At 64.6% G+C, this 25,063-nt stretch carries 20 protein-coding genes; 8 read left to right on the forward strand and 12 right to left on the reverse strand.

What is annotated here, in order from left to right:
- Positions 1-492: 492 nt before the first annotated feature.
- Positions 493-1,896: a hypothetical protein gene (locus AWB76_RS24485; protein WP_061162725.1), complete on the forward strand. Its 1,404-nt coding sequence runs from the start codon at positions 493-495 to the stop codon at positions 1,894-1,896.
- Between the two features lie 11 nt (positions 1,897-1,907).
- Here the strand turns inward: AWB76_RS24485 and AWB76_RS24490 are convergent, their stop codons facing one another.
- Positions 1,908-2,366 carry a hypothetical protein gene (locus AWB76_RS24490; RefSeq protein WP_061162726.1) on the reverse strand — a complete coding sequence of 153 codons (459 nt, stop codon included), beginning with the start codon at positions 2,364-2,366 and terminating at the stop codon, positions 1,908-1,910.
- A 98-nt stretch (positions 2,367-2,464) separates the two neighbouring features.
- Here AWB76_RS24490 and AWB76_RS24495 point away from each other — a divergent pair, with 98 nt between their 5' ends.
- Positions 2,465-2,767: a hypothetical protein gene (locus AWB76_RS24495; protein WP_061162727.1), complete on the forward strand. Its 303-nt coding sequence runs from the start codon at positions 2,465-2,467 to the stop codon at positions 2,765-2,767.
- Between the two features lie 6 nt (positions 2,768-2,773).
- On the opposite strand, the gene AWB76_RS24500 is transcribed toward AWB76_RS24495, so the two are convergent.
- From AWB76_RS24500 to AWB76_RS24520, 5 genes are all read right to left on the reverse strand, one after another.
- Positions 2,774-5,008 (reverse strand): polysaccharide biosynthesis tyrosine autokinase, encoded by a 2,235-nt coding sequence (locus AWB76_RS24500; protein ID WP_061162728.1) that lies wholly within the window; start codon positions 5,006-5,008, stop codon positions 2,774-2,776.
- A gap of 86 nt (positions 5,009-5,094) precedes the next feature.
- On the reverse strand, positions 5,095-6,249 hold the full coding sequence (locus tag AWB76_RS24505; protein WP_061162729.1) for a polysaccharide biosynthesis/export family protein: 1,155 nt from the start codon (positions 6,247-6,249) through the stop codon (positions 5,095-5,097).
- Positions 6,250-6,299: 50 nt separating this feature from the next.
- Complete coding sequence (locus tag AWB76_RS24510) at positions 6,300-7,679, reverse strand: undecaprenyl-phosphate glucose phosphotransferase (RefSeq protein ID WP_061162730.1); 1,380 nt, start codon at positions 7,677-7,679, stop codon at positions 6,300-6,302.
- 137 nt (positions 7,680-7,816) lie between these two features.
- Positions 7,817-9,346, reverse strand: a complete 1,530-nt coding sequence (locus tag AWB76_RS24515; RefSeq protein ID WP_061162731.1) for a mannose-1-phosphate guanylyltransferase/mannose-6-phosphate isomerase — start codon at positions 9,344-9,346, stop codon at positions 7,817-7,819.
- Positions 9,347-9,490: 144 nt separating this feature from the next.
- Entirely contained in the window at positions 9,491-10,489 is a 999-nt protein-coding gene (locus AWB76_RS24520; protein WP_061162838.1) for a GlxA family transcriptional regulator, read from the reverse strand.
- A 1,245-nt stretch (positions 10,490-11,734) separates the two neighbouring features.
- Between AWB76_RS24520 and AWB76_RS24525 the strand changes: the two genes are divergently transcribed.
- The 3 genes from AWB76_RS24525 to AWB76_RS24535 all read left to right on the forward strand — a co-directional run bounded on the left by AWB76_RS24525 (position 11,735) and on the right by AWB76_RS24535 (position 14,431).
- Positions 11,735-12,760, forward strand: a complete 1,026-nt coding sequence (locus AWB76_RS24525; protein WP_061162732.1) for a GlxA family transcriptional regulator — start codon at positions 11,735-11,737, stop codon at positions 12,758-12,760.
- Between the two features lie 43 nt (positions 12,761-12,803).
- Positions 12,804-13,391 (forward strand): phosphatase PAP2 family protein, encoded by a 588-nt coding sequence (locus AWB76_RS24530; protein WP_061162733.1) that lies wholly within the window; start codon positions 12,804-12,806, stop codon positions 13,389-13,391.
- 119 nt (positions 13,392-13,510) lie between these two features.
- Positions 13,511-14,431 carry a LysR family transcriptional regulator gene (locus AWB76_RS24535; protein WP_061162734.1) on the forward strand — a complete coding sequence of 307 codons (921 nt, stop codon included), beginning with the start codon at positions 13,511-13,513 and terminating at the stop codon, positions 14,429-14,431.
- On the opposite strand, the gene AWB76_RS24540 is transcribed toward AWB76_RS24535, so the two are convergent.
- The 6 genes from AWB76_RS24540 to AWB76_RS24565 all read right to left on the reverse strand — a co-directional run bounded on the left by AWB76_RS24540 (position 14,367) and on the right by AWB76_RS24565 (position 20,926).
- Positions 14,367-15,473 carry a glycosyltransferase family 9 protein gene (locus AWB76_RS24540; RefSeq protein ID WP_061162735.1) on the reverse strand — a complete coding sequence of 369 codons (1,107 nt, stop codon included), beginning with the start codon at positions 15,471-15,473 and terminating at the stop codon, positions 14,367-14,369. The genes AWB76_RS24535 and AWB76_RS24540 overlap by 65 nt on opposite strands.
- Before the next feature lie 17 nt (positions 15,474-15,490).
- A complete protein-coding gene (locus AWB76_RS24545; protein ID WP_061162736.1) occupies positions 15,491-17,386 on the reverse strand; it encodes a polysaccharide biosynthesis protein in 1,896 nt (631 codons plus the stop codon).
- A 12-nt stretch (positions 17,387-17,398) separates the two neighbouring features.
- Positions 17,399-18,424, reverse strand: a complete 1,026-nt coding sequence (locus AWB76_RS24550; protein ID WP_061162737.1) for an MraY family glycosyltransferase — start codon at positions 18,422-18,424, stop codon at positions 17,399-17,401.
- A gap of 183 nt (positions 18,425-18,607) precedes the next feature.
- Entirely contained in the window at positions 18,608-19,579 is a 972-nt protein-coding gene (locus tag AWB76_RS24555; protein WP_061162738.1) for a UDP-glucose 4-epimerase family protein, read from the reverse strand.
- Positions 19,576-20,400, reverse strand: coding sequence for a glycosyltransferase family 2 protein (locus tag AWB76_RS24560; RefSeq protein ID WP_061162739.1), 825 nt, complete (start codon positions 20,398-20,400; stop codon positions 19,576-19,578). The genes AWB76_RS24555 and AWB76_RS24560 overlap by 4 nt, the downstream gene beginning before the upstream one ends.
- 127 nt (positions 20,401-20,527) lie before the next feature.
- The gene (locus AWB76_RS24565) at positions 20,528-20,926 is read right to left on the reverse strand and encodes a GtrA family protein (RefSeq protein ID WP_061162740.1); all 399 of its coding nucleotides are present in this window, start codon (positions 20,924-20,926) and stop codon (positions 20,528-20,530) included.
- Positions 20,927-21,460: 534 nt separating this feature from the next.
- Here AWB76_RS24565 and AWB76_RS24570 point away from each other — a divergent pair.
- Genes AWB76_RS24570 through AWB76_RS24580 form a run of 3 tightly spaced genes read left to right on the forward strand, consistent with a single transcriptional unit; the run spans position 21,461 to position 24,939 of the window.
- On the forward strand, positions 21,461-22,882 hold the full coding sequence (locus AWB76_RS24570; RefSeq protein WP_061162741.1) for a UbiA family prenyltransferase: 1,422 nt from the start codon (positions 21,461-21,463) through the stop codon (positions 22,880-22,882).
- A 3-nt stretch (positions 22,883-22,885) separates the two neighbouring features.
- On the forward strand, positions 22,886-24,202 hold the full coding sequence (locus AWB76_RS24575) for an FAD-binding oxidoreductase (RefSeq protein ID WP_061162742.1): 1,317 nt from the start codon (positions 22,886-22,888) through the stop codon (positions 24,200-24,202).
- Positions 24,199-24,939 (forward strand): SDR family oxidoreductase, encoded by a 741-nt coding sequence (locus AWB76_RS24580; protein WP_061162743.1) that lies wholly within the window; start codon positions 24,199-24,201, stop codon positions 24,937-24,939. Before AWB76_RS24575 ends, AWB76_RS24580 begins: the two co-directional genes overlap by 4 nt.
- The last annotated feature ends 124 nt before the right edge of the window (positions 24,940-25,063 follow it).

Consider the following 25,063-nt stretch of genomic DNA (forward strand, 5'->3'; position numbering starts at 1 on the left):
CTCGGCGATGATCGCGAGTCCACGGATGAATCGAGTGTATCGATCGATCGTGGCCTTGCATGCATGCCGCGCCAGACAAGCCCATGCCATGTCCCTTCTGCGAGGGTCGATTGTTATCGAATGGCTCGCGCGGCGAAAACCGCGCGTCCTCGTGGGCCTGCTGTCCCCGATTCTCGCGGGGTACCTCGTTCCGGCGCGTGCACGCACATCGCGCATATTGAGTGGTCTCTGGCCGGAAACATCGCTCCCGGCCAATCAATCTTCGGTGCAATGATCCGCGGCGATCCGCCAGAATGCCGTGCTTTGCGGACACGGAGCGCCCGGCGTGGCGTCGTCGCAACGCGCTCCCGAACGCGCGCGACCAAGCGTGGTGCGGCGCACATGCGCGTCCGTCGTTTCGCGCCGAAGCCTAGTTGCAGGACGCCGCCGCGACCGCGTGCATCAAAAGACGCTGCTACATTCGACGAAAAAATACGCTTCCCCGGGGCCGTCATGCGCAACAAGTTCGCCGTCGTCTGGATCTGGCTCTGCCTGCTTCCGCTCGCGTTCGATTTCAAGAGCGTGGAGGCATCGAGCAGAGTCGTCGACGTTCTGCTGACGGTGACGTCGATGGGCGCGGCCTGCGCGATTCTGCTCATCGCACCGCGTTTCGCGCGCCGCTCGCGCATGCGCACGTTGGTCACGTCGCTCTTTCTGCTGACGATCGTCGGCAGCGTCGCCACGCAATGGCTGCAAGGCAACGACGCCGGCAGCTACGCCCGCGTGATCCTGCCGTTCCTGCTGATGCTGCTCGGCTATTTCGTCGCCTGCCGTCCGTGGGATGCGCGCCGTCTCGAACAGATCGAACGCGCGCTGATCGGGTCGATGATCGCATCGCTCGTGTTCAGCGCCGGCTTCGAGATCGCGATGACCGATGGCCCCGTCAGCATGAACCTTCGCGTCGCGCCGGTCACGTTCCTCTGCCTCCAAGGGCTGCTGCTGCACGAATTCATCTTCGCGCAGCGCATCACGAAATCCGCCGTGCTGCTCTTTCTCGCGACGATCGTCATCGAGATTCTGTTCGGCACGCCGAGCCTTCTGGCCGGCACCGTGCTGCTGATCGTCTACGCGACGTGGCTCGCCGCGCCATCGATGCGCCACTTCTTCGCCACCGGCCTGCGCGCAACCGTGATTCTCGCGCTGCTCGCCGCGATGTCCACCGCGACGGTCACGTTCTTCCCGGCCATCGCGCAGCCCTGGATGCAGCGCATGTCGTTCGTGCAGGACGCGCCGCCCGTGCGCGATCCGGTCGCCATCGCGCGGCTCGCGGAAATGAAGGACCAGGTCGATCAGACGACGTCATCGGCGCTGTCGACGCTCGTCGGCATGGGCTATGGACACGACTATCGCTACGCGCCTTCGTATCTGCCCGATCTTGCCGATCAGATCAGCGCGAAGGATTTCTACGCGTTCAGGAAATGGGCCGCCGGCCACGACTTCTGGGTCTATCAGTTCTTCGCGGGCGGTGTGCTCTTCGGGCTCGCGCTGCCGATCGCCATTCTGTGGGCGCTGTCGCGCGGCTCGCGTGCGTATCGCGCGTGGCGTCACGGCACGCCCGATGCGCCCTGGCTGCCCGTGCTCGGCCGCGCGCTCTTCGTGCTCGCGGCGCTGCCCGCGGCATCGATCGGCGGCAATCCGCTCGGCGAGCGCTTTGCGGGCATCGTGTTCGGGGTCGCGCTGGGTCTCGTCGTCGCGTCGTATGCGCGCATCGCGCACGGAATACAGGCGCGCGCCGCCGAAGCGGCCGGGCGCACCGCGCAGAGAAGTCCGTTCTATGGCGCGCCGCCCGTCGAGCCGCTCACGGAGATGCTCCCGGCGAACCCGCCGCGCGCGTCCGGCTCGCTGCCCGCGCAATAACGTCTACCGGCTCACTGCGCGGGCAGATGCGCCCGCAGATATGATGCGAAGCCGTTCTGAACGGAGATGATTTTCGTCGCGCAGTCGTCGAAGTCGGAGCCGCGCACGCGCTCGTCCTCGTACATGCCCTTGCATTGCGCGAAGAGCGAGATGGTCGCGCCGTTGCCGCTCGCGACGCGCGTCGCGGAGAACACCGGCTTGCCCGAACCCGAAGGCACTTCGGTTTCGATGGCGGCATCGTCGGCGCGGGTCAGGCGTTCCTTCGAATTCTGCTCGACGTAGGTCTTCGTGAGCTTCCAGGCCGCATCGCACTGCGCGGCGTCACGGCACGCGACGGTCGCATTGCGTTGGGCCGTGTCGAGCGATTGCTGCGAGAGCAGGAACGTGCGCTCTTTCTGCTCCTCCTTCTCGGCGGACGAGCAGGCGGTGAGAACGATCGATGCGATGGCGAGTGCGATGAGCTTTTTCACGGGCGGAAAGCCAAAAGACCAGGTCGGACGGCGATTATAACGACGCCCGCTTTCGCCGCGCGAAAACGCGGCTGTATCGATCGACCGGGAGGTGACGCATGAAGCACGCATTACGCGCGGCGTTTTTGTCGCTGGCTCTGGGCGCGCTCGCGCCATCGTTGGCGCATGCGGACGATCTCGCCGATGCATCGTCGATGGACGCGCTGCTCGGGCAGCAAAACGGTTATGTGGGGCATCCGGCAGGCGGGGCGCGGCTGCGTCCGGACACGCGCAAGACCGGCGCGAAAGCGCTGATGAAGCCGCGAAGCGCGGCCGCGACGCTCTATCCGGCGCCTCCGGGTCTCAAGGCGCCGGCGTCGAATGCCGCGCGAGCGCGCGACATCTACAAGTCGCCGTATTGAGGGTGTCTACTCCGCGATGCTCTCGTAGCCGTAATACCCTGCGTAGGTGCTGCCCATCAACACCTTCGATTGCGGCACGTCGGTGAGCAGCACGCCTTTCATGTGCACGCCGCCGTGATACAGGCGCTTCATCGTTTCGCCGATTTCCTGCACCTGATTCTTGCCGTGCCGCACGACGAGCAGGCTCGTGCCCGCGTGCCGGCCGACGACGGTCGCGTCGGTGACGGCAAGAACCGGCGGTGTATCGATGACCACGAGATCGTAGCGCTGCTTCAGCTCGCCCAGAATCTCGCCGAGACGATCGCTCGCGAGCAGTTCCGCCGGATGCGACGGCAGCGAGCCCTTCGGAATCAGATCGACGCCCGGCAGCACGTCGTGGATGATGACGTCGGTCGTGTCGGCGCCCATCAGCACTTCGGAGAGACCGGGCGAATGGCGCACGCCGAAATGCGAGTGGATATCGCCGCGGCGCATGTCGGCATCGATCAGCAAGACGCGCTTTCTCGTCGACGCGACGAGCGTCGCGAGATTCGCCGACAGAAACGATTTGCCCGCTTCGGGCCGCGAGCCGGTCAGCATCACGACGTTGTTGCGCGCCTCGCCGAGCTGCAGTTGCAGCGACGTGCGCAGGCTGCGTATGCCTTCGACGGCCGCATCCTCCGGCGCCTGCGCGGCGAGCACGTGCAGCCCTTCGCGGCGCATGCCGACCTGGCGCTGCAAGCGAAGCTGCTGCGTGCTGCGCGGCACGATCGCGAAGACGCGCGTGCCCAGTTGCCGTTCGATATCTTCGGGTCGCTCGACGCCGCCCCACAACGACTTGCGCACGAACGCCGCGATGATGCCGAGCACGAGGCCGATGGCCGCCGAGATCAGGATCACGAGCGCGCGCTTCGGACGCACGGGATCGTCGGCGGGCTGCGCGAGATCGACGATGCGCACATTGCCGACCTGCCCCGCCTTCGCGATACGCAGTTGCTGCACGCTGCTCAGCAGGTTCGTGTAGAGCTCGCTGTTCGAGCGCACGTCGCGCGTGTAGCGCAGCGCGGTCTGCTCGGTATCGGGCAAGGTCGACACGTTCTTGCCGAGACGCGTCTGCGCGGCGGTGAGCGATGCGATCTGCGCATCGAGCGCCTGCACCGACGGATGATTCGCCGTGAATCGCAGCGACAGCTCCGCGCGCTGCTGCTGAAGATCCGAGAGCTTCGTCTTGTTGTCGACGATCTGCTGCAGGAGCAAGCGGCTTTCCTCGGAGAGATCCACCGAACCCTGCTTGTTGCGAAACGCGCTCAGGCGTTGCTCGGCATCATCGAGCTGCTTCTTCACGAGAGGCAATTGCTGCTCCAGAAACGCGAGCGTTTGCTCCGCTTCCGCCGAGCGCTTTTGCGTATCCTGCTGCACATAGCGGTTAGCAATGTTATTGACGATCGCGGCAATTTGCTTCGGATTACTACCTTCCAGAGATACGCCGATGATCCCGGACTGCAATGCGGTCTCCGCCACGGTCAGCCGCTGCTGAAGACGATCGATGGTCGTGATCGTCGAGAAGCGTTGCAGTTCGAACTGCACGCCGGGCTTGCCGTCGAGCTTGTCGACCTTGAGCGTCACCGGGCCTTGCGGCGTCGCGCCCGACGCTTCCTGACCGACGTGGCCGGCAAGCACGCGCAGGCCGTTCACATCGCGCAGTTCGTATGCGCCGCGCTCGCCCGCGATGAGCGTGAACTTTTTATCGTAGAGTTCCTTCGGGGTGTCGAAGAGCGGCACGTCGATGGCTTCGCCGCCCCACGCGAAACGCGACAGATAGCCCGGCGGAATCGGCCGGTTCAGCATCGCGAATACATTGGCGACGAGCTTGCCGATGACCGGAAACGCGCGCGGCGCAGCGTCGATGTCGAGATGCAGACGCCGCACCGTATCCTCGATGACGAGTCGCGAGCGCAGGAGTTCGATCTGCGCGGCGGTCGGCGATTTCGCCTCGCTCAGTTGCGGAACGACGGCCTGCAGCGCCTTCGCGCCGGCGTTCGCGCTGTTGTTGGCGGCGGCGGTTTCGTCGACCTGGATCATCGCGTCCGCCTTGTAGGTCGGCGGCGCGAGATAGGCATAAGAGGTTCCGAGCGCGACCACGGCGAGCATGACGAGCGTCACGAGCTTCCAGTTGCGCATCACCGCGGCCAGATAATCGGACAGGCGCAACTCGTCGCCCGTCGATACATCCACGTACCGCGTATCAAAGTTCATCGCCATGATCTCGCTCGCTTATATTTTTTAAGTCGAACCGTGATACTCCGGCGCGCCCCGCGCGCGCCGGTCAGACACTTGCTGTCAAGCGCTTACTTCGTCAGCACGGCCGCCGTCAAACCAGCGTTGATCGCCGGCAGGAGCAGGTTGAGCACGCGCGAGAAGCGCACGAGGCCGTTGTTGTCCACGTAGACGACGTCATGCGGCTGAAGCTCGAAGTTGTTCGCGAGCAGCATCGCCACCGGCGAAATCGCGTCGAGCTTGTAGACCTCCGGCTGGTCCGTCGCGCCATTGCGGATCACGTACAGCTCGCGCGGGTTCGACGTTTCCGGATTGAAGCTGCCCGCCTGCGAGATCGCATCCGACAGCGTGAGCTTGCCGTTGCGCATCGGGATGACGGTAGCCGGCTTGGTCACTTCGCCCATCACGTAGACGCCGTTTTCGTCGCGCGAATCGACGCGCAGCGCATCGCCCGGCTTGAGCATGATGTCCGACGGGCTGCGGCCCTTCGACGTCATGCCGGCCATGTTGATGTGATACGTGACGCCATCGCGGATCAGCGTGACGCGGCTCTGATCCGCCGTCGTCGCGAAGCCGCCCGCGCGGCCGATGGCCTCGGTGAGCGTCATCGGAATGTCGTTGATCTGCTGCGAGCCCGGCGTGCGCACGTCGCCGTCGATATACACCTGCGACGCGCGGAACGAAGCGACGCGCACCGTCACCTGCGGCTTCACGAACACCTTCGAGAGCTCGTTGTACAGCTCGCGCTGAACCTGCGTCTCGGTCTTGCCCGCGACATGCAGCGAGTGATTCACGTACGGAAACTGCAGATTGCCGTCGGCATCGACGACGAAGCCCGGCGCGGCATCCGACGTGCGCGTCTGGTTGGCGGGCTGGCCGAGCGCTGCGACGAGCTCGGGGTGATCCCACACCGTGATCTGCAGCACATCGCCGACGCCCAGCTTGTAAGGCGCGGGCTTGCCGTAAAGCGACGCGTTCGGATCGTTGCCCGGCGCCGGCTGCGCCATGCGCATCTTCTTCACGAGCGCGGCGTCGATCGTCGTGATCGGGATGTTGGTGGTCGTGGCCGGATCGCCCTGATCGTTCGATGTCTCGACGAGCTGGGCGGGCTTTTCCATGTGCATGCCCGGCGAAAGTCCGCAACCCGTCAGGATCACGGCGATGGAAGCTGCCGCAGCCACGCTCGTGAGGCGGAAGATACGCGACACGTTGGTGTTGGCGGCCATGGAGGTGGTGCCCGGTTGTTGTTGGTTGTGCATAATGGTCGTCCCCTGCATCAGTAAGCGTTGGTGTGGCGTAGTCCCTTGAAGATCGTTGCGGCGATAATTCTCATGTCGAGGCCGAACGACCAGTTACCCAGATAGTACAAATCGTGAGCGACGCGTCCTTCCATCTTTTCGATCCGATCCGTTTCCCCACGAAAACCGTTGACCTGGGCCCAGCCGGTGATGCCTGGCTTGATCCGGTAACGATGGATGTACCCCGATACGACCTTCTGATACAGGTCGTCATGTTCGAGCGCGTGTGGACGCGGGCCCACGACCGACATGTCGCCACGCAGAACGTTGAAGAACTGCGGCAGCTCATCGAGGCTGGTGCGGCGCAGAAATGCCCCGACACGGGTCACGCGCGGATCGTTGCGCGTGGCCTGCTGGAGCACTCCGGCCTGTTCCGTGTGCATGCGCATCGAACGGAACTTGTAGATGGTGAAGACGCGGCCGTCCGCGCCCTTGCGGCGTTGCCGGAAAAACACCGGCCCGCGCGACGTGAGCTTGATGGCGAGCGCAATGCAGATAAGCGCCGGCGAAACCGCGATGATCGCGCCGAGCGCGAACACGCGGTCGAAGAGTTCCTTTTGCAGCTGCGCCGATGCCGACAGCGGCGACGCGACCAGATTGATCGCGGGCTGGCCGAGCAGATCCGTCACGCCGCTTTCGAAGAGCGCGAGGCTGCGCACGTCGGGAATGAAACGCACGTTGATGAGATCGTCGCGGAATTCGTTCACGAAACGCAGGATCGTGCGTTCCTCGGAAAGCGGCAGCGCAAGCCAAACTTCATGCACGTTCTGCGTGCGCACGAAGGCGACGAACGCGTCGAAGTCGTCGTAGACCGGCACACGCGTATTCAGGCGCGCCTTGCCTGCCGCCGCGTTGAACGCCGCGCGCATGCGAAAGCCCGTGTCCTGCGAACGCTCGATCTTGCGAAGGATCGAATCGCAATGTCTGCCGCAACCGACGATCGCCACCTGTTGCAGGTTCAGGCCCGCGTTGCGCATATGCGCGAGGATCGCGTGCGTGATGAGACGGCCGGCGATCATGAGGCCGCCGGACATCGCGGTCCAGTAGGCGAACCAGAGGCGCGACACATAGTCGAGGCGATGCAGCGAGAACATCAGCGCGAGCGCGCAGCCCTGCACGACGAGCCAGCCGAGCGAGACCTGGCAGGCAAGCTGAAGCTTGCTGCGGCCGCGCCACGACTGGTAGACGCCGAATCCAGGAAAGAGCGCGAGCGAGAACGCCGCCGCGAATGCGACGAACGCCACCGAATAGGTGTGTGCCTCGATGTACTCGAACCTGATTTGCGACGCCACTGCCGCACCGCCGACGATCATCACGACGTCGAACAGGCGCGCGAGCAATCCCTGTAAATCGCGCATGTTTTTATCCCCGGAACGCAATCAGCCCTTTACCGCCCCTCTCCGGTCTCCTCCTCGCGTTGGCCCGTCTTTTTAGAATGAAAGCCGTTGCAAGACACTCTGCTGCCTGATCCGTCACGCCATCGCCCGTCGAGCCGTCAACTGCGCCCGTAGGTATCGTCGAAGCGAACGATGTCGTCTTCGCCGAGATAGCTCCCCGACTGCACCTCGATGATCTCGAGCGGCACCTTGCCCGGATTCTCCAGACGATGCCGCACGCCGAGCGGAATGAACGTCGATTCGTTCTCGCTCAGAAGAAACTGTTCTTCGCCACGCGTGACGAGCGCCGTGCCGCACACGACGATCCAGTGTTCCGCGCGATGGTGATGCATCTGCAACGACAGCTTCGAGCCCGGCGACACCACGATGCGCTTCACCTGGAAACGCTCGCCGTGCTCGATCGAATCGTAGAAACCCCACGGACGGCGCACCTTGCGATGCGTGTCCGCCTCGGGCGCATGCTGCTCGCGGATGCGCGCCACCAGCCCCTTGATGTCCTGCACGCGCGAACGGTCCGCGACGAGCACGGCGTCGTCCGTCTCGACGACGATCACGTTGGTCGTGCCGACGCACGCGACGAGCCGCCCGCCTTCGGAGCGCGCATAGCTCGACGTCGCGCCTTCGAACACCACGCGGCCGCTCGCGACGTTGCCCGCCTCGTCCTTGTCCATCGCGTCCCACACGGCGTCCCACGAGCCGAGATCCGACCAGCCCGCGACGAGCGGCACGACGATGCCGTCGCACGGCTTCGTCGGCGTGCCGATGTGCTCCATCACGGCATAGTCGATCGAGTCGGACGGCGCGCGGCCGAATTGCGCCGCGTGCGGACGGAAGAACTTGCCGTCCGCTTCGCCTTCCTGCGCGGCGGCCGTGCAGGCCGCGTACATGTCGGCGTTCAGTTGTTGCAGCGCTGCGAGCCACACGCTCGCGCGCACCACGAAAATGCCGCTGTTCCACCAGTACGTGCCCGCCGCGACGTATTGCGCCGCGAGTTCGGCCGCCGGCTTTTCGACGAAACGGTCGATTTCGTGCGCGCCGTCATCGAGCGCCGCGCCCAGACGGATATAGCCGAAGCCGGTGTCGGGACGCGTCGGCGGAATGCCGAGCGTCGCGATCACGCCGCGCTCCGCGTGCTCCGCCGCAATCGCGATCGCGCGATGCAGCGCCGGAATATCGGCGATGGAGTGATCCGCCGGCATCGCGACCATGATCGCGTCCTCGCCGTTCTTCACGGCGGCGAGCGCCGCGAGCGTCAGCGCGGGCGCGGTGTCGCGGCGCGCCGGCTCGACGATGATGCGGGCATCGACACCCGCTTCGCGCGTCTGCTCTTCCGTCGTGAAACGATGCTCCTCGCCGCACACGATGATCGGCTCGCCGTCGACCTTGAAGTCGCCCGAGAAGCCTTTCAGCCGCGAGACGGTAGCCTGCAACAACGAGTCACGCCCGACGACGCCGATCAGCTGCTTCGGGAATTGTTCACGCGACATCGGCCACAGGCGCGTGCCCGAGCCGCCGGCGAGGATCACAGGGACGAGGCGGCGGCACGGCCCGGCCAACCTGGCCGGGCCTGCCTCAACGCCTGCTGCTCCCTGCTTCACCCCACTCTCCGTGCGTGCTTCATTCGTCATAGAGGACTCCTGCCTGCCTGTTCATACGGACGATGATGCCGTCCGGGAAATGATTAAGTGCCGGACCGATCGGGTCCGGCCAAAGGTCCGACGTTTTACGCCATCGTCGGCGCCTGAGCGGCCCACGTCACATTGGCGCGCGGGTCAGCCGTTCGCCTCGCGTCTGCTCTGCATCCGGTATTCCGTCGGCGAGATCAGGAGACGCTTGCGGAAAATCTTCGCGAGCCGGTCGCCGTTGCCCATGCCGCTTCTGCGCGCGATCTTGTCGACCGGCAACTCCGAATCCGTCAGAAGCGCACAGGTCACGGCGAGGCGCGCCTGCAGCAAATAATCGGATGGCGTGATGCCCATCTCGATCTTGAAGCGGCGCAAAAAGTTGCGCTCGCTCATCGCGGCCACCTGCGCCGCATCGACGACCGAAATCGGCCGTTCGCAGTTGTCCTGCAACCAGCGCGCCGCCGCGCGGATCTTGTCGCCCGCGGACGCCGCGCCGCTGTCGCCAAGAATCGACACGAGCTTCGCCGCCGATCCCGGCATCAGACGTTCCGCGACGCTGCGCGACACGTCGATGCCCAGATCGCGCTTCACGATCATGAGCGCGCCCTTCATCGACTCGTAGCGGTCGCCGGCGTCGCCCTGCTGGTCGTCGCGCACGAGCTGCATCGCGTTGCCGTAGCGCGCCTGCGCGTCCTGCGCCTGACCGATGCCGGCCGCGTCGAGCACCTTGCGGCCCTCGGAGACGGCCCGCACGACCGTGGTCTTCGACTGCACGCGCCGCAGCCATTCGATGATGCGATCGTCCTTCGCGGCTTCATCCGCGCCGCGTCCGCCGGCCACGAAGAGCGCGTCGAAGCCGCCGTAGTGGCGCGCATCCAGCCCGTCCGTCCACACGCGCACCGACGACGAACACGCCACGTTGCCGCCCTCGACCGACAAAAAGCGCACGTCGTAGGTGCAGTCCGGCCGCACCTTCGCCGACGACAGCTCGTTCGCCATGTGGAAGACCTCTGCGACGATCCCTGCGCCGAGCAGGGAAAAGCCCTCGAAGAGCAGGATCGCGACCTGACGAACTTCGGTCTGCGAGGCTTTCGTCGCGGGTGGCGTCCAGCCCATGACGGCGGGTTCAAGCGTGGCGTAAGGCATGGTCATCCTCTGCAGCTTTGCTTCCTGGAAGGTGCGCAAGAGTTTCTCGGCCATTGCGGCGCATCAATGGACTTTCCCGAACTTCGCCGGGTTGCCGTGACCGATTGGAACGGAGTGTTGGCGGAATCGATCCGCTGGCTTGAATAATAAGCAGACAATCTTTTTTGTGCTCTAGATTTTCGCGCTTAAACCACAAAATCTGTCCTGATATGAGGGTGAGCGCACATTGATATCCTTCCCCAAATTCCGGAAAGTCTGCATTCAAAGCAAGGATAACCACTCCGATTTGTCATACAAACTTAAAGGCGATCGGTTAGTGCAAACGGGTTTCCGTGCCGCCAGATCGGACACGCCATCAGCCGCAAAGCCCTGATCTACGGCCCTGTGCGGGTTGGCGGGCGCGATGACCGCCAACCTGGATCGGCGAAATTGATTCATTTATGAAACATGCAACGCCGTCAAAGCGAAGTTTCGAAGCGCCGAAATCGGAAAATTTTGGTTTAACCGTTACATTTAGGAACCGGATGTAATTGAAATTTCAGCCGCCGATTAAAAAGACCGATCGGATTGCCGATTAATCAACGGCGATTTTCCATTACCCGAATTCAGCAGCCGCGCACGATATTAGATTAAGCATTTCGATTTTTATTCAACGGCATAATCCAGTATTTTCATATGAGGTTTGATGCTGCATCGCAACGTACGCATGTCGGCGCCAGCCCTGCGTGCACGCGGGACTTCGGCACTGTCACCGTCCGCCATCGGCTAGTGTTTTGCGGCGGCGCACGCTGCGACACTATTTCTCGAATCGTCCAATCAAAGCGTTTCAATCTTCGGTCGAAAACCGCTAAATCGACGCGCGCGTTCGCGGCCACTGCACCGATGATTTTTCTCTACCGGATGAACTTGCGAATCGGTCAAGATTGCCGCTTACATGACGATTGCGCAGACCGATGCTCGTCAGGCTTGCTTGTTTCATTCGTGAAGTTCGCCGGACGCGCGCCCGATGGCGTTCACTTTCGCAACGCGGCAGGGCGCCCGTACATCGCCCGAATTCCGCCTGCGCCGGTACCGAGATCATCTGCCAACAGTTCGTCAATTTCGGACTCGGGACGCGGCGGCCGCCGGGCGCCGCGTATAGTGCGAGCCATGTAAGCTCACTTTCCCGTTACTTTCGGTCCTGCATGGAGGGACCCCGGCCACACGCATTTCACGCCGGCCGCGGTTCGCACAGGGGAGAAGTCGATGGTGTACGCCAATGGTACGGGCAGGCTTCAGGTCGTGCGCGCGGTGGCGCCCGACACGCCGTCCGCCGATATGGCCAGCGCGGCGAAACGAATCGGCGTTCTGATCTTCGAGGATTTCTCGCTCGTCGAAGTCAGCTCGATTTCCGAGGTCTTCTCCGTCGCGAATCAGGTGCAACCGCCCGCCGATGCCAGCGGCCACGCGGAAGCGCCGAACTATTCGCTGCTGTTTCTATCGAGCGATGGCGGCAGCGTCGCGAGCAGTTGCTCGATGCGCATCTGGACCGAAAGCCTCGAAACGCGCTGGATGAACGCCTGCGACGCGCTGTTCATCGCGGGCGGCGTGGGCGCGCGGCATGCACGCAACGATGCCATGCTGAAGAAGCGGCTCGCGCGCGTCGCGCCGAAGATTCCGTTCATCAAGGCGATCGGCGAAGGCGCGCAGATTCTCGCCGCGGCCAGTCTCGACGTGCAGAACCGCACGCTTCCGCCGGCGTTGTCGAATCCGCTTTTCGTCGCGGAACAAACGCTCACGCTCGACGATCCGAAAGGACCGATCGCGGCGGCGCTGTCGATCATCAAGCGCGATCACGGCGCCGCGCTCGCGCGTGAAGTCTCGGAGCGCTCGATTCCCGGCGCGTGGCAAAAGCTCGCCACCGTGCTCGACGATACCGAAGCCGGCGGCGTGCGCCAGAAGATCGACGCGGCCGCGCGCTGGCTCCGCGAAAACTACGTGCGGCCGATTTCGATTACCGATGCCGCACGCGTCGCCGCAATGAGCGAGCGCAATTTCCTGCGCCGGTTCAAGGCGCAGATCGGGCTGACGCCCTCGGAATATCTGCTGCGCGCGCGGCTCGATGCGAGCTGCATGCTGCTGGCCGCGACCGATCTTCCCATCGACAAGATCGCGCGGCGCTGCGGCGCGGGCAGCGGCGACGGCCTTGCGAAAATCTTCCGCAAGCGGCTCTCGATTTCGCCGACCGAATACCGCATGGCGGGCCGCCGGAAACAGAGCGACAGCTCGTAAGCGGATTCGCTCAGGCCCACGAGCCGACCTAAAACGGATACGCATGGAATCAAAGGTACTCTGGACGCTTTCGAACCTCGGCGATGCGGCCTTTCTTCTTCCGCTCGCGCTCGTGTGCGCACTGTGGCTGCGCACCGTCGACGCACGCCTCGCGCTGCGCTGGGCCGTTCTGCTCGCGATCGGCATGGGCCTCGTCGGTCTCTCGAAGATTCTCTACGCCGGTTGCGGCGTCGAGATCGCCGTCATCCAGTTGCGCATGATCAGCGGTCACACGATGCTCGCCGCGTCCATCTACACCGTCGCGGGCGGATTGCTGCTGGGCGGCCTCGGCGGCGGCTGGTATCGGCTGGGCGCAGCGGGCGGACTCGCGCTCGCGGCGGCGGTCGGGGCGAGCCGCATCGCGCAGGACGTGCACACGCCCGCCGAAGTCGTCGCGGGCTGGGTGCTCGGCGCGGTCATCGCCGCCCTCTTCCTCTCGCGCGTTTTCGAACAGCCGCGCAAGATGCCGCGCGCGCTCGCGGCGGGTTGCGCGCTGCTCGCCGTGTCGTCGATCGCCTACGGCCATCACGCGCCGTTTCAACGGATGATCGAACACTACTCGTGGTGGCTCTGTCAGGGCATCGGGCTCTAAAGCCTGTTCGCTTGAGACGCGTGTGCGGTCGATCCCAAGTATGATCGTCGCGTGAAAATTGCAGGCTGTTCGTTCGCGCGCCCATCGACGCGTGCGATCACGTTTTTCGGAACCCGGGCATGGATCGCTTCCTTGCAATGAAAGTCTTCGCGCGCGTCGTCGAGGCGGGCAGCTTCTCCAAAGCCGCCGACGCCCTGCGTCTGCCGCCCGCAAGCGTCTCGCGCACGCTGCAGGCGCTCGAAGCGCATCTCGGCGCGCGCCTCATCAATCGCACGACGCGCAGCATCAGCATCACCGAAGACGGCGAAGCCTATTACGAGCGCTGCGTGCGCGTGCTCGGCGAAGTGGACGACATGGAAGCGTCGCTAGCGCATTCGAAGCTGAGTCCCAAGGGCAACGTGAAAGTCAGCCTGCCGCAGGTCATGGCGAAGAACACGATCATTCCCGCGCTGCCGGAATTCTTCGCCGCGTTTCCGGATATCGGCGTCGAGCTGCTGCTCACGGACCGGCAAGTGGATCTCGTCGAGGAAGCGGTCGATTGCGTCGTGCGCGTGGGCGCGGTCGGCGATGTCGGGCTGGTCGCCAAACGCATCGGCGCTTATACGCAGATCACGTGCGCGTCGCCGGGCTATATCGCGAAGCACGGCGAACCGACATCGCTCGAAGAACTCGAACAGCATCTCGCCGTCGGTTACGTGCTGAACAACTCGGGGCGCGTGCGCAACTGGGAATTCGTCGTCGATGGCGAGACGCGCACCGTCGCGCTGAAGCACAAGATCGCCGTGAACGATGGCGATTCGTACATCGCCGCGGGCGTCACGGGCCTCGGGCTGATTCAAGGTTCGAGCTACACGCTCGATCCGCTGATCAAAAGCGGCGCGCTCAAGGAAGTGCTGAAGGAGTATCCGTCGTATCCGCGCGTGGTGTCGGTGCTGTACGCGGCCAACCGGCATCAGCCGCGACGCGTGCGCGTGTTCATCGACTGGGTTGCGGAGCTGTATGCCCGCCTGCCGACGTTTCAGGTAAGCAAGGGGCGCTGAGCCCGGGCGTTGTCCACGACACATCGCGCGCGAACGGCATCGCGCGCCAGTCGTACTCGCGATACGCGCGCTCGAGCGCGTCGAGATCCGCCGGGCGCGCGCTCGCGTGAATGCCTCGCAGATGCGGCAGGCCGAACTCGACGGCGACGCAGTTCGCGTAATCGCGCGCGCGCATGGACGCGGGAATCGTCGTGAAGAACGCGGTCGTCGGAATGTCGAAGCCCGCGCCGATGTGCAGCGCCGCCGTGTCCGCCGTGACGAGATAGCGCGCGTGCCCGATCCACGCGAGGAAGTCGTCCGTGTTCGTGCAAAGCGGCGCGATATCGCGATAGCGCGGATGATCGACCGCGCCGAATCCCATCACCGGAAGGCCGGTTTCATCCGCGAGACGCGCGACGATGCGCCCGCGCATCGATGCCGGAATGCTGCGCACCGGCGTGCTCGCGTCCGGACAAAACAGCGCGTAAGGCGCACTGTCGATGGCGTTGAGCGGCACATCGGCGAGCCAGCGATTGCGTTTGTCGCCGGCGGCGATGCCGGATGGCGCGACGCCCATCGCCCAGAGGAAGAAGTCGATCATCGGCATCGAGGCGAAGCGCGGCCAGAAAAGCTGATTGCCGATGTCGATCGTCAATTCGCCGGCAGGCAGGCTCGCGAGCGGCACGGGCAGCTCGACGACATCGCCCGCACGCGGCGCGGCGAGTTCATAGAGCCGCTGCACATGACGCGGCGCGCGCGCCGGCCGGTAGATCGTGAATCGAAGATGCGGATAAAGGCGCTTCACGGCGAAGAGCGCCGCCAGCCCGATGATCGAATCGCCGAGCGTCACGCCGAATGCGTTGACGAGATGCACGCGACGCGCGCGCGCGTAATCAGGATCGAAGGGTTCGCGGTCCGCGTTGAGGATGCTGGCGGGCAAGGCGGAGAAACCGGCGGCATCGGCGTGCGCGACTTCGAGATCGTACGGCGCGACGATCTCGCCGCGCGGCGACAACAGCGAGCCCGCGTGGGTCAGCGCATGAACTTCGTCGAGCGTCGTCATGCGTGACCCGCGTGCGGTCAGAGCGCCGCGCCGCGCTCGTTCGCCGCCTTTGCGACGGGCACGCTTTGCAGCACAGGCAGCGTCGCCGTCTGATACTCGGGCACCCAGCGGCGCAGATCGCGCCGCACTTCTTCATCCGACAGCACGCGATGCTGCATGAGCCACGGCAACAGTTCGTCGATGAAATCGTTCGGCACGCCCCGCGCCTGTGCGATCCGCAGTTTGGGATGCGGCGTGCGCGTGGTGGTTTCGTCGTCGGCGAGGAGCTCTTCGTAGAGCTTTTCGCCGGGACGCAAACCCGTGAACGTGATGCGGATCTGCTCTTCCGTGAAGCCGTATAGACGAATCAGATCACGCGCGAGATCGACGATCTTCACCGGCTGGCCCATGTCCAGAATGAAGATTTCGCCGCCGCGCCCCATGCTCGACGCCTGCAGCACGAGCTGCGCGGCTTCCGGAATCGTCATGAAAAAGCGCGTGATCTCCGGATGCGTGACCGTGACCGGCCCGCCCTTCGCGATCTGCTGCTGGAACTTCGGAATCACGCTGCCCGCGCTGCCCAGTACGTTGCCGAAGCGCACCGTCTCGAACTGCGTGCGCGGCGCGGATTGCTGCAGCGCCTGGCACGCCATCTCGGCGAGACGCTTTGAGGCGCCCATCACATTGGTCGGGTTGACGGCCTTGTCGGTGGAAATCAGCACGAAATGGCGCACGTCGTGGCGGATCGCCGCGCGCGCGACGCGCAGCGTGCCGAGCACGTTGTTGCGCACCGCCTGCCACGCGTTCTGCTCTTCCATCAGCGGAACGTGCTTGTAGGCCGCCGCGTGGAAGACGATGTGCGGCGTGAAGCGCGCCATCGTCTGATCGAGCAGCAGCGAATCCTTCGCGTCGCCGACGACAGGAATCACCGAGCACTCCGGAAACTTCTCGTGCAGTTCCTCGATGAGGCGATACATCGCGTATTCGGAGAGATCGTAGGCGACGAGTTGCGCCGGCGAAAAGCGCAGAATCTGCCGGCAGAGTTCCGAGCCGATCGAGCCGCCCGCGCCCGTCACCATCACGACGCGCCCGTGCAGCAACTGCTCGACGTGCGGCATGTCGATCTTCACCGGCTCGCGCCCGAGCAGATCTTCGAGATCGATCTGCCGCACGCGCGACAGGAAGTTGCCGCCTTGCGTGAGCGGCGTGAGCGCGGGCAGCACCATGACTTTGACGCCCGCGCGCACGCACAACGTGGCGACGCGCCGCTGCTCTTCGACCGACGCCGACGGAATCGCGATGATCACGTAGTCGGTCTTCAACTGCTCGGCGACGCGCGGCAGATCGCCGAACGAGCCGAGCACCTTGTGCCCGAGCACTTCGCGGCCTTGCTTGGCGGGATCGTCGTCGAGCAAGCCGACGAGACGCCATTCGCTCGAACGCGCCAACTCGCGGGCGAGCATCGCGCCGGCCGTGCCCGCGCCGAGCACGATCACCGGCTTGCCCTGCCCGACGAGTCCGCCGTACAGATAGAACTCCTTGGCCGCGCGGTAGAGCGCGCGCGCGCCGCCCATCGCGAGGAACAGCAGGAGCGGCGAAACGATGAGCACCGAACGGGGAATGATCGGCGTCGGCTGCGACATCACCGCGCCCACCATCACGACGAGCGCGCCGACGACGATCGACTTCGAGATGCGCATCAGATCGGGCAGGCTCGCGAACACCCACATGCCGCGATACAGCCCGAAGACGCGGAAGACGACGGCGTAGACCGGCACGACCCAGAACAGCGCGTGCAGCGCGCCCTCGCGGAAATCATGCGGCACCGCGCCGTTGAAGCGCAGCAGATACGCCACGAACCAGGATCCGACGACGGCCACGAGATCGAAGCCGAACGCCCCCGCCGATAGCCATGTAGCCTTTATTCGATTCATCAGCTTGGACCCTCAAGATTGTCCGGAATGGCGCGTCTCATGACGCCGCCAATGCGCGTCGACCACCGCGCCCGCTGCCACAACCGCGACTGCCCAGCCCGCCACTGCCGCCCATTGCCCCGTGAAGGAGAACCACAGCGCCCAATTTGCGAGCATTATGCCCGCCAGCATGAACAGATACCATGTGAGCGCGGTGCGCGCGTGCCCCATCCCGAGGCGCACCATGCGCTGATAGTAATGCTCCCGATGCGCCTGCCAAAATTTTTCGCCACGCGCGAGACGTCGGAGCAGGGTCACCGTTGCATCGACGATGAACGGCGAAAACACCATTGCCGGAAACCAGACCGGCCACGCGCCGCGTTGCCAGCCCCAGTAGCCGAGCGCGCCCGCGAGAAATCCCAACGGAATAGACCCCGCGTCGCCCAGAAAAATCCGCGCCGGATGGAAATTGAGGGTCAGGAATCCGGCCGCCGCTGCCGCGATGGCCACGCTCGCCAGCCCCAGATCGGCCTGCGGCGCGGGTCCGGCGAGCGCCGCGAGCGCATAGCCGCCGAAGCCGAACAGCGCCATGCCGCCGGCGAGCCCGTCCGAGCCGTCCATGAAGTTGTAGAGATTGACGAGCCACAGCATCAGAAAGCCGACGAACGCGAGCGCCCACCACGGCACGCCCGCCGGGTGCGCGACGACGACGAGCGCCACCGCGACGATGTGCGCCGCGAAGCGCACGCGCGCGGGCAAGCCGCGGCGGTCGTCGATCTGCGACACGGCGGCGAGGAAAATCGCGCATGCGGCGACGAGCCACATCGACGGGGCCGCGACGAACAGCGCGATGACCGCGACCGGCACGATGCCCCAGCCGCCGACGCGCGGCGTGGGCCGTTCGTGCAGCGAGCGCTCGTTGGGGATGTCGGTGGCGAGACGCCACGCGAGGCCGGTGCGGATGAGCGTGCGCAGAATCAGCGCGCACGCGGCGAACGCCAGAACCGCCACCGCCGACGCGGTCAAAAGCGGCGAAGCTTCAAAATACGAGTGCAGCATGCGTTGTTATTGAGTTGTCGAAAACGAGGCCCTGGTCGTCCTGGCAATTCTTTTTCGGGAAAACCTCGAAGCATACGCGAATGCTCGCCGTGTTTAGTTTTAAATATCTGACGGATAAGGAAAATCGCGCCGACAGAAGCTGTCGGAAGTCTTGCAAATGCCGGTGTCGAAACAGCGCGTATTTTAACGTTCGCGCGTCGAACGGAACCAGGCGGCGGTGGCGGCGAGACCTTCATCGAGCGATTGCGGCGCCTGCCAGCCGAGCGTCTCGCGGATGCGCTTCGAATCGACGCGCAAGCTGCCGGTCAGCCGGTCGATCTGCGCGGTCTTGCCTGCCACGCGCGCGACGCCGCGCAACAGTGCGGCCGGCACCGGCACGAGCCGCGCGGGCTTGCCGAGATGCTCGCCGAGCTTGCGCGCGAGTTCGGCGACGCTCGGATCGTAGCCGTCGGTGACATGGAACACGCGGCCCACGGCGGCCGGATTGACCGCGCATTCGATGGCCGCGCTCGCCAGATTGTCGACGGACACGAGGCTGCGACGCGCATCGATCGCGCCGAGCGGCAACGGGATGCCGCGCGCGATGGCGCTCATCATCGCGAGGAAATTGGCGCGCACGCCCGGCCCGTAGACGAGCGGCGGCCGCACGATGGCGATCTCCAGTCCCGTGCGGCTGCCGAATTCGAGCAGCTTCACTTCGGCTTCCGCTTTCGAGACGCCGTAGGCATCGGGCGGATTGCGCGCGTCGTCTTCGGTGAACGGGCGGCCCGGATCGCTTTCGCCGAGCGCCTTGATGCTGCTCATCAGCACGAAGCGCGTGACGCCCGCGCGCCGCGCGGATTCGGCGGCGGCAAGCGTGCCTTCGACATTGACGGCGCGGTACGCGTCCAACACGGCCTGCGACTGCGCAGCGGCGTCGGCCATTACGTGGACGCGCGCGGCGAGATGGATCACCGCGTCGCAGCCCGCGAAGGCGTCCGGCGTGATGGATTCGAGACCGTCGATCGGGCGAACGTCGACGCCCGGCTCGCACTGCGCGCCGCGCCGCACGAGTCCCGTCGCGCCGATCCCGCGTGCGAGCAAGGCGCGGCTCACCGCGCGGCCGACGAAGCCGTTGGCGCCCGTGATCGCGATGCGTCGGCCGGTGTCGCTCATAGCCACTTCCAGCCAAAGCGATTGAAGAACCGGTACGCCGACGTGACGAAGAGCTTGATGTGCACCGAGCCTTTCCTGGCCGCGCCGCCGCCGTGATGCAGGATACGCACCGACGGCACGTACGCGATGCGTGCGACACGGCGCGTGCGCAGGCTCAGGTCGTAGTCTTCGAAATAGAGGAAATAGCGCGGATCGAAGCCGCCGAGCGACTTGAGCACATCGCTTCTGAAGAGCATGAAGCAGCCGCTCACGATCGGCGGATCCCACACGATGTTGTTCTCGCCGATGACATCGCGCATCTCGTAGCGCGCGAGGCGGCCCGCGAACGGCTTGCGCAGCGCGGACGGCAGAAAGCCGCGCACGAAGAGGTCGAGCACGGTCGGATAGCGGCGGCAGAGGAACTGCTGACGGCCATCGTCGCCGCCGATCCACGGCGCGAGCAGGCCGGTTTCCGGCGATCCGTGCAGGAAGGCGAGCGCGCGGCGCAGGCCGTCGGCATTGAGCTCGACGTCGGGATTGAGGATCAGGTGGAAGCGGCTGTTCGCGCGCGCGATGGCGAGATTGTGGCCGCGCCCGTAGCCGACGTTGCCGTGCCCTTTGAGCACGACGGTGTCGAATTCGGCGTCCGAGGGCGCCGGCAGGTCGGCGAGCTCGCCCGGATTGCCGTTGTCGATCAGATACAGGCACGGTCGGCCGGCGACGTCGTGCAACTGCGCAAGCGCGCTTTCGAGCGTTTCGACGGTGCGCGCGAGCAACGCAGCATCGGGCCGGTAGACGACGATGGAAATGCTGAGGGTGATCGGCGGGGCGTTCGCGTTCATCGGACAAATGGGGCGTCCGCGCCACGAAAGGAAAACGGACCGCAACGACGGGTGGAGGAGGTCAAGATTGTCCTTAATGTCGGGGGTTTCGGCAATGGCTGGGGTTGGCGAGCAGTCTGGCGTCGCGTCACGCGAACGTGCGGAACACGTAGCGCTTGTCGAGACGGTATTTGATGACGTAACCGATCGCCAGGCCGATGCATCCGCCTACGTAGCGCATCGTGGTCGTCCCGAAGATGTGATTGAAGCCGAATTCGACTCCCCAGAAAATTGCGGTCGTGACGAGTCCCATCGTCACGTAGAGCGTAAACATGGTCGCGTCGTGGCGCGCGTTCTCCGCCTTGAAGCGGAAGATCCATTTCTTGTCGAGCAGATACTTCACGACGAGGCCGACGCCCGTACCGACGAATACCGACAACAGGATGTGCCACGGACCGCTGTACATGCGCATGGAGAGGTCCTGCGCGCCGATGTTGGCGAGTGTCGCAATGGCGGCGAAGAAGGTGTAGAGCAGCGCGAGTTGCATGTGTTCGGAGCCAGGTTCGATGATTCGGCGAATGTTTGGCAGCGCTCAATCCGGCTACCCTGTCCGCAGTGAGCTGCCGCGCTTCGTCCGTGACACATGCGCAAGGCTGATTTTCATCAGACTTCACGCGAGCAGGCGAAGCTTCCTCAGGACAGTCGTCCCTCGACCTTTTAGTACGGGCTGCTTGGAGCAAAAATCGACACCATATACGATGTCTTTGAAAAACTCGACAAAGCCGAGGCTCGAAGCCGGGCGCGGCCACGCGCATGCGGAAGTCGCGCACGTACGTCATTGCGTTGATTCATGCAACACGAATAGCGCTTCTATATGCGCTCGCGCACACAGAAGCCCGGCTGACGAAGCATCGAAAATTGACGGGTCGCGGAGCATTGCGGGAACGGACTATGGTGCAACTGTTTGCGCTTTTATTTCGCAAACAAGGCATCCTGCCGCGACGAACGAACGGCCCTTGCTACACGCCAGGCCTGGTTCGGCCTCGCTGTGGGCTTACCCAATCACCTCATCGTGAATCGAATGAGCAAGCCCATCGTCGTCGATCTGGACGGTACGCTGATTCACTCCGACATCCTCGTCGAGAGCGGATTCGCGTTTCTGAGAGCGTTCCCGCAGAAGTTCTACAAACCGCTGCAATGGCTGACGAGCGGCGGCAAGCCCGGACTCAAGTCCCGGCTCGCGGAACACGTGAGCATCGACGTGACGACGCTGCCCTACAACACGCAGGTCGTCGGCTGGTTGCGGGAGATGCGCGCCGCGGGGCGCACGATCGCGCTCGCAACGGCCAGCCACGAATCCTTCGCGCGCCGCATCGCGGAGCATCTCGGCATCTTCGATCGCGTGTTCGCCACGAACGAGCAAATCAATCTCTCGGCGCATCGCAAGCGTGACCGGCTCGTCGCGGAATACGGCGAGAAGGGCTTCGACTACGTCGGCAATTCGCACGACGACATCGCCGTCTGGGCCGCCGCCGATCGCGCGTACGTGGTCAATCCGCATGCGGGCGTCGTGCGAGCCGCGTCGAAGCACGACAACATCGAGCAAGTCTTCGAGAATCGTCCGCCGACGTTCAAAGTCTGGGCGAAGTCGCTGCGGCTGCATCAGTGGCTGAAGAACGTGCTGGTTTTCATACCGCTGCTCGCGGGGCATCAGTTGAGATCGCCCGAGGCCGTCGGGTTCGCCGTGCTGGCGTTCTTCGCGTTCGGGTTGTGTGCATCGAGCGTCTATCTGCTTAACGATCTGCTCGATCTGCAGGACGACCGGCAGCATCCGGTGAAGCGCAAGCGCCCGCTCGCCGCCGGCACGATGCCGCTTGCGTGGGGCGTGGCGCTCTGTCCCATCCTGCTCGTCGCCGCCTTCTCGATCGCGCTGACTTTCCTGTCGTGGAAATTCAACGCGTGGCTCCTCGGCTACTACATGCTGACGCTCGCCTATTCGCTCGCGCTCAAGCGCCAGGTGATGATCGACGTCGTCGTGCTCGCCGCGCTGTACACGTCGCGCATCGTCGCCGGCGCCGCGGCGATCCACGTGCCGCTCACCTTCTGGCTGCTCGCCTTCTCGATGTTCGCGTTCCTCAGCCTCGCGCTCGTCAAGCGCTACACCGAACTTCACGCGATGATGAAAGCCGGACGCGAAGGCGCGCGCGGACGCGGTTATCTGGCGAGCGATCTGCCCATCGTGTCGTCGATGGGAACAGCGTCGGGCTATCTTTCGGTGCTCGTGCTCGCGCTGTATATCCAGGACGATCGCACGACGGCGCTTTACCGGCATCCGCAATATATCTGGATGGTCTGTCCGCTGATGCTCTACTGGTTCAGCCGCACATGGATCATCACGCATCGCGGCAAGATGAACGACGACCCCATTGTGTTCGCGGCGCGCGACCGGATCAGTCAGCTCGTCGTCGCGCTGTGCGGCTTCGCGTTCTGGCTCGCGATCTGAGCGATGAGCGAACTGCTTTCCTGGGGCCGCTACCCGCGCCTGCCGCAGACCGCGCACGCCGCGCACTGGCGCGATGAAGCGCAGGCGCAATGGCGTGACGTGCAACGCGAACACGGCACGACGCTCGCCTTCGGCAACGGCCGAAGTTATGGCGACGTTTGCCTCGCGAGTTCGAATCACGTCTTCCAGACGCTTGCGCTCGATCGCATCATTGCCGCCGACTGGACGCGCGGCATCCTGCGCGCGGAGCCCGGCATCACCTTCGAGCAGATTCTCGCGCTCGCCGTGCCGCGCGGCTGGATGCTGCCCGTCACGCCGGGCACGAAGTACGTGACGCTCGGCGGCGCCATCGCCAACGACGTGCACGGCAAGAACCATCACGTGCGCGGCACGTTCGGCCGGCATGTGCGCGCGTTCGGCCTCGCGCGCAGCGACGGCACGCTCGTCGAATGTTCGCCCGAATCGAACACGGAACTGTTCAACGCGACGATCGGCGGGCTCGGGCTGACAGGGCTCATCCTGTGGGCCGAATTCTCGTTGATGCCGATCCGCACGAGTCTCATCGACGTGACGACGATCCGCTTCGGCAAGCTCGACGAGTTCTTCGATCTGTCGGAAGAGTACGACGCGAAGCACGAATACTGCGTCGCGTGGGTCGATTGCGCGAGCCGCGGACCCGCGCTCGGACGCGGCATCTTCATGGCGGGCGATCACGCGATCCACGGTTCACTCGATGTCGAACCGCGCAACACGCGCCGCGTGCCGTTCACGCCGCCTGTTTCGCTCATCAACGGCCTCACGCTGCGCGCGTTCAACGAACTGTATTACCGGAAGCAGCGCAAGGCGTTCGAGCGGTCGCGCGTCGGCTACGACGGCTATTTCTATCCGCTCGACAGCCTGCTCGAATGGAACCGCATCTACGGGCCGTCGGGATTTCAGCAATATCAGTGCGTCGTGCCGGCGGCGCATGCGCGCGATGCCGTGCGCGCGATGCTCGATCGCATTTCATCGAGCGGCACGGGTTCGTTTCTCGCGGTGCTCAAGCGTTGCGGCGACGCTCCCTCGCCCGGGCTGCTGTCCTTTCCGATGGAAGGCACCTCGCTCGCGCTCGATTTTCCGCAGCATGAACTGCGCAATTCGCAACTCTTCGCCGCGCTCGACACCATCGTGCGCGAAGCCTGCGGACGCATCTATCCGGCCAAGGACGCGCACATGCCGGGCGCCGATTTTCGCGCCGCTTATCCTCGCTGGCAGCAGCTCGAATCGCTTCGCGATCCGGCCATGCTGTCGCATTTCTGGAAACGAATGACCGGCCTATGAAGAACATCGTCATCGTGGGCGCCACGTCCGCCATTGCCATCGCCTGCGCCCGCGAGTGGGCCGCGAAAGGCGCGCGCTTCTTTCTCGTCGCGCGCAATCAGGAACGTATCGAGCAGGTCGCCGCCGATCTGACCGCGCGCGGGGCCGCGTCGGCTGCGGTGCATCGGCTCGATATCGACAAGCTCGACGATCACGCCGCGATGCTCGCTGATTGCGCGGCGCAGATGGATTCGATCGATATCGTGCTCGTCGCATCCGGCACCCTGCCCGATCAGGCGCAATGTCAGAGCGATCCGGCCGTCGCCGTGCGCGAGTTCCACACCAACGCGCTCTCGCTGATCGCCCTGCTCACGCCCATCGCCAACCGGCTCGAAGCGCAGCGGCACGGCACGCTCGCGGTGATTTCATCGGTGGCGGGAGATCGCGGGCGTCCGTCGAACTATCTGTACGGCAGCGCGAAGGCCGCGCTGCAGGCGTTTCTCGAAGGCCTGCGCGCGCGGTTGTTCAAGGTCGGCGTGCATGTCGTCGATATCAAGCCCGGCTTCGTCGCCACGCCGATGACCGCCGGCCTGCCGCTGCCCGGCCCGCTCGTCGCGACGCCGGAGAAAGTGGCGAAGGACATCGTGCGGGGTATCGAGAGGAAGAAGGACGTGCTTTATACGCCGTGGTTCTGGTGGGGCATCATGCTGATCATTCGCAACGTGCCGCGCTTCGTGTTCAAGCGCGCGTCGCTTTAGGAAGCGTGCGGAATACGTCGATGTGCCACGAGCAACGCGAGCCGCATGGTCAGGACGATTCGCGCGCGGGCGCCGTCGACCAACACCGCGGCCGATAGCTGCGATGCTCTGAATCAAATCATGG

The organism is Caballeronia temeraria (genome assembly GCF_001544795.2).
GTDB lineage: Bacteria > Pseudomonadota > Gammaproteobacteria > Burkholderiales > Burkholderiaceae > Caballeronia > Caballeronia temeraria.

Excerpts from the sequence above, each read along its gene's own strand:
- AWB76_RS24485 (WP_061162725.1), top strand. The coding sequence starts at position 493 with ATGCGCAACAAGTTCGCCGTCGTCTGGATCTGGCTCTGCCTGCTTCCG.
- AWB76_RS24495 (WP_061162727.1), top strand. The coding sequence starts at position 2,465 with ATGAAGCACGCATTACGCGCGGCGTTTTTGTCGCTGGCTCTGGGCGCG.
- AWB76_RS24500 (WP_061162728.1), bottom strand. The coding sequence starts at position 5,008 with ATGGCGATGAACTTTGATACGCGGTACGTGGATGTATCGACGGGCGAC.
- AWB76_RS24505 (WP_061162729.1), bottom strand. The coding sequence starts at position 6,249 with ATGGCCGCCAACACCAACGTGTCGCGTATCTTCCGCCTCACGAGCGTG.
- AWB76_RS24510 (WP_061162730.1), bottom strand. The coding sequence starts at position 7,679 with ATGCGCGATTTACAGGGATTGCTCGCGCGCCTGTTCGACGTCGTGATG.
- AWB76_RS24515 (WP_061162731.1), bottom strand. The coding sequence starts at position 9,346 with ATGACGAATGAAGCACGCACGGAGAGTGGGGTGAAGCAGGGAGCAGCA.
- AWB76_RS24520 (WP_061162838.1), bottom strand. The coding sequence starts at position 10,489 with ATGCCTTACGCCACGCTTGAACCCGCCGTCATGGGCTGGACGCCACCC.
- AWB76_RS24525 (WP_061162732.1), top strand. The coding sequence starts at position 11,735 with ATGGTGTACGCCAATGGTACGGGCAGGCTTCAGGTCGTGCGCGCGGTG.
- AWB76_RS24530 (WP_061162733.1), top strand. The coding sequence starts at position 12,804 with ATGGAATCAAAGGTACTCTGGACGCTTTCGAACCTCGGCGATGCGGCC.
- AWB76_RS24535 (WP_061162734.1), top strand. The coding sequence starts at position 13,511 with ATGGATCGCTTCCTTGCAATGAAAGTCTTCGCGCGCGTCGTCGAGGCG.
- AWB76_RS24540 (WP_061162735.1), bottom strand. The coding sequence starts at position 15,473 with ATGACGACGCTCGACGAAGTTCATGCGCTGACCCACGCGGGCTCGCTG.
- AWB76_RS24545 (WP_061162736.1), bottom strand. The coding sequence starts at position 17,386 with ATGAATCGAATAAAGGCTACATGGCTATCGGCGGGGGCGTTCGGCTTC.
- AWB76_RS24550 (WP_061162737.1), bottom strand. The coding sequence starts at position 18,424 with ATGCTGCACTCGTATTTTGAAGCTTCGCCGCTTTTGACCGCGTCGGCG.
- AWB76_RS24555 (WP_061162738.1), bottom strand. The coding sequence starts at position 19,579 with ATGAGCGACACCGGCCGACGCATCGCGATCACGGGCGCCAACGGCTTC.
- AWB76_RS24560 (WP_061162739.1), bottom strand. The coding sequence starts at position 20,400 with ATGAACGCGAACGCCCCGCCGATCACCCTCAGCATTTCCATCGTCGTC.
- AWB76_RS24565 (WP_061162740.1), bottom strand. The coding sequence starts at position 20,926 with ATGCAACTCGCGCTGCTCTACACCTTCTTCGCCGCCATTGCGACACTC.
- AWB76_RS24570 (WP_061162741.1), top strand. The coding sequence starts at position 21,461 with ATGAGCAAGCCCATCGTCGTCGATCTGGACGGTACGCTGATTCACTCC.
- AWB76_RS24575 (WP_061162742.1), top strand. The coding sequence starts at position 22,886 with ATGAGCGAACTGCTTTCCTGGGGCCGCTACCCGCGCCTGCCGCAGACC.
- AWB76_RS24580 (WP_061162743.1), top strand. The coding sequence starts at position 24,199 with ATGAAGAACATCGTCATCGTGGGCGCCACGTCCGCCATTGCCATCGCC.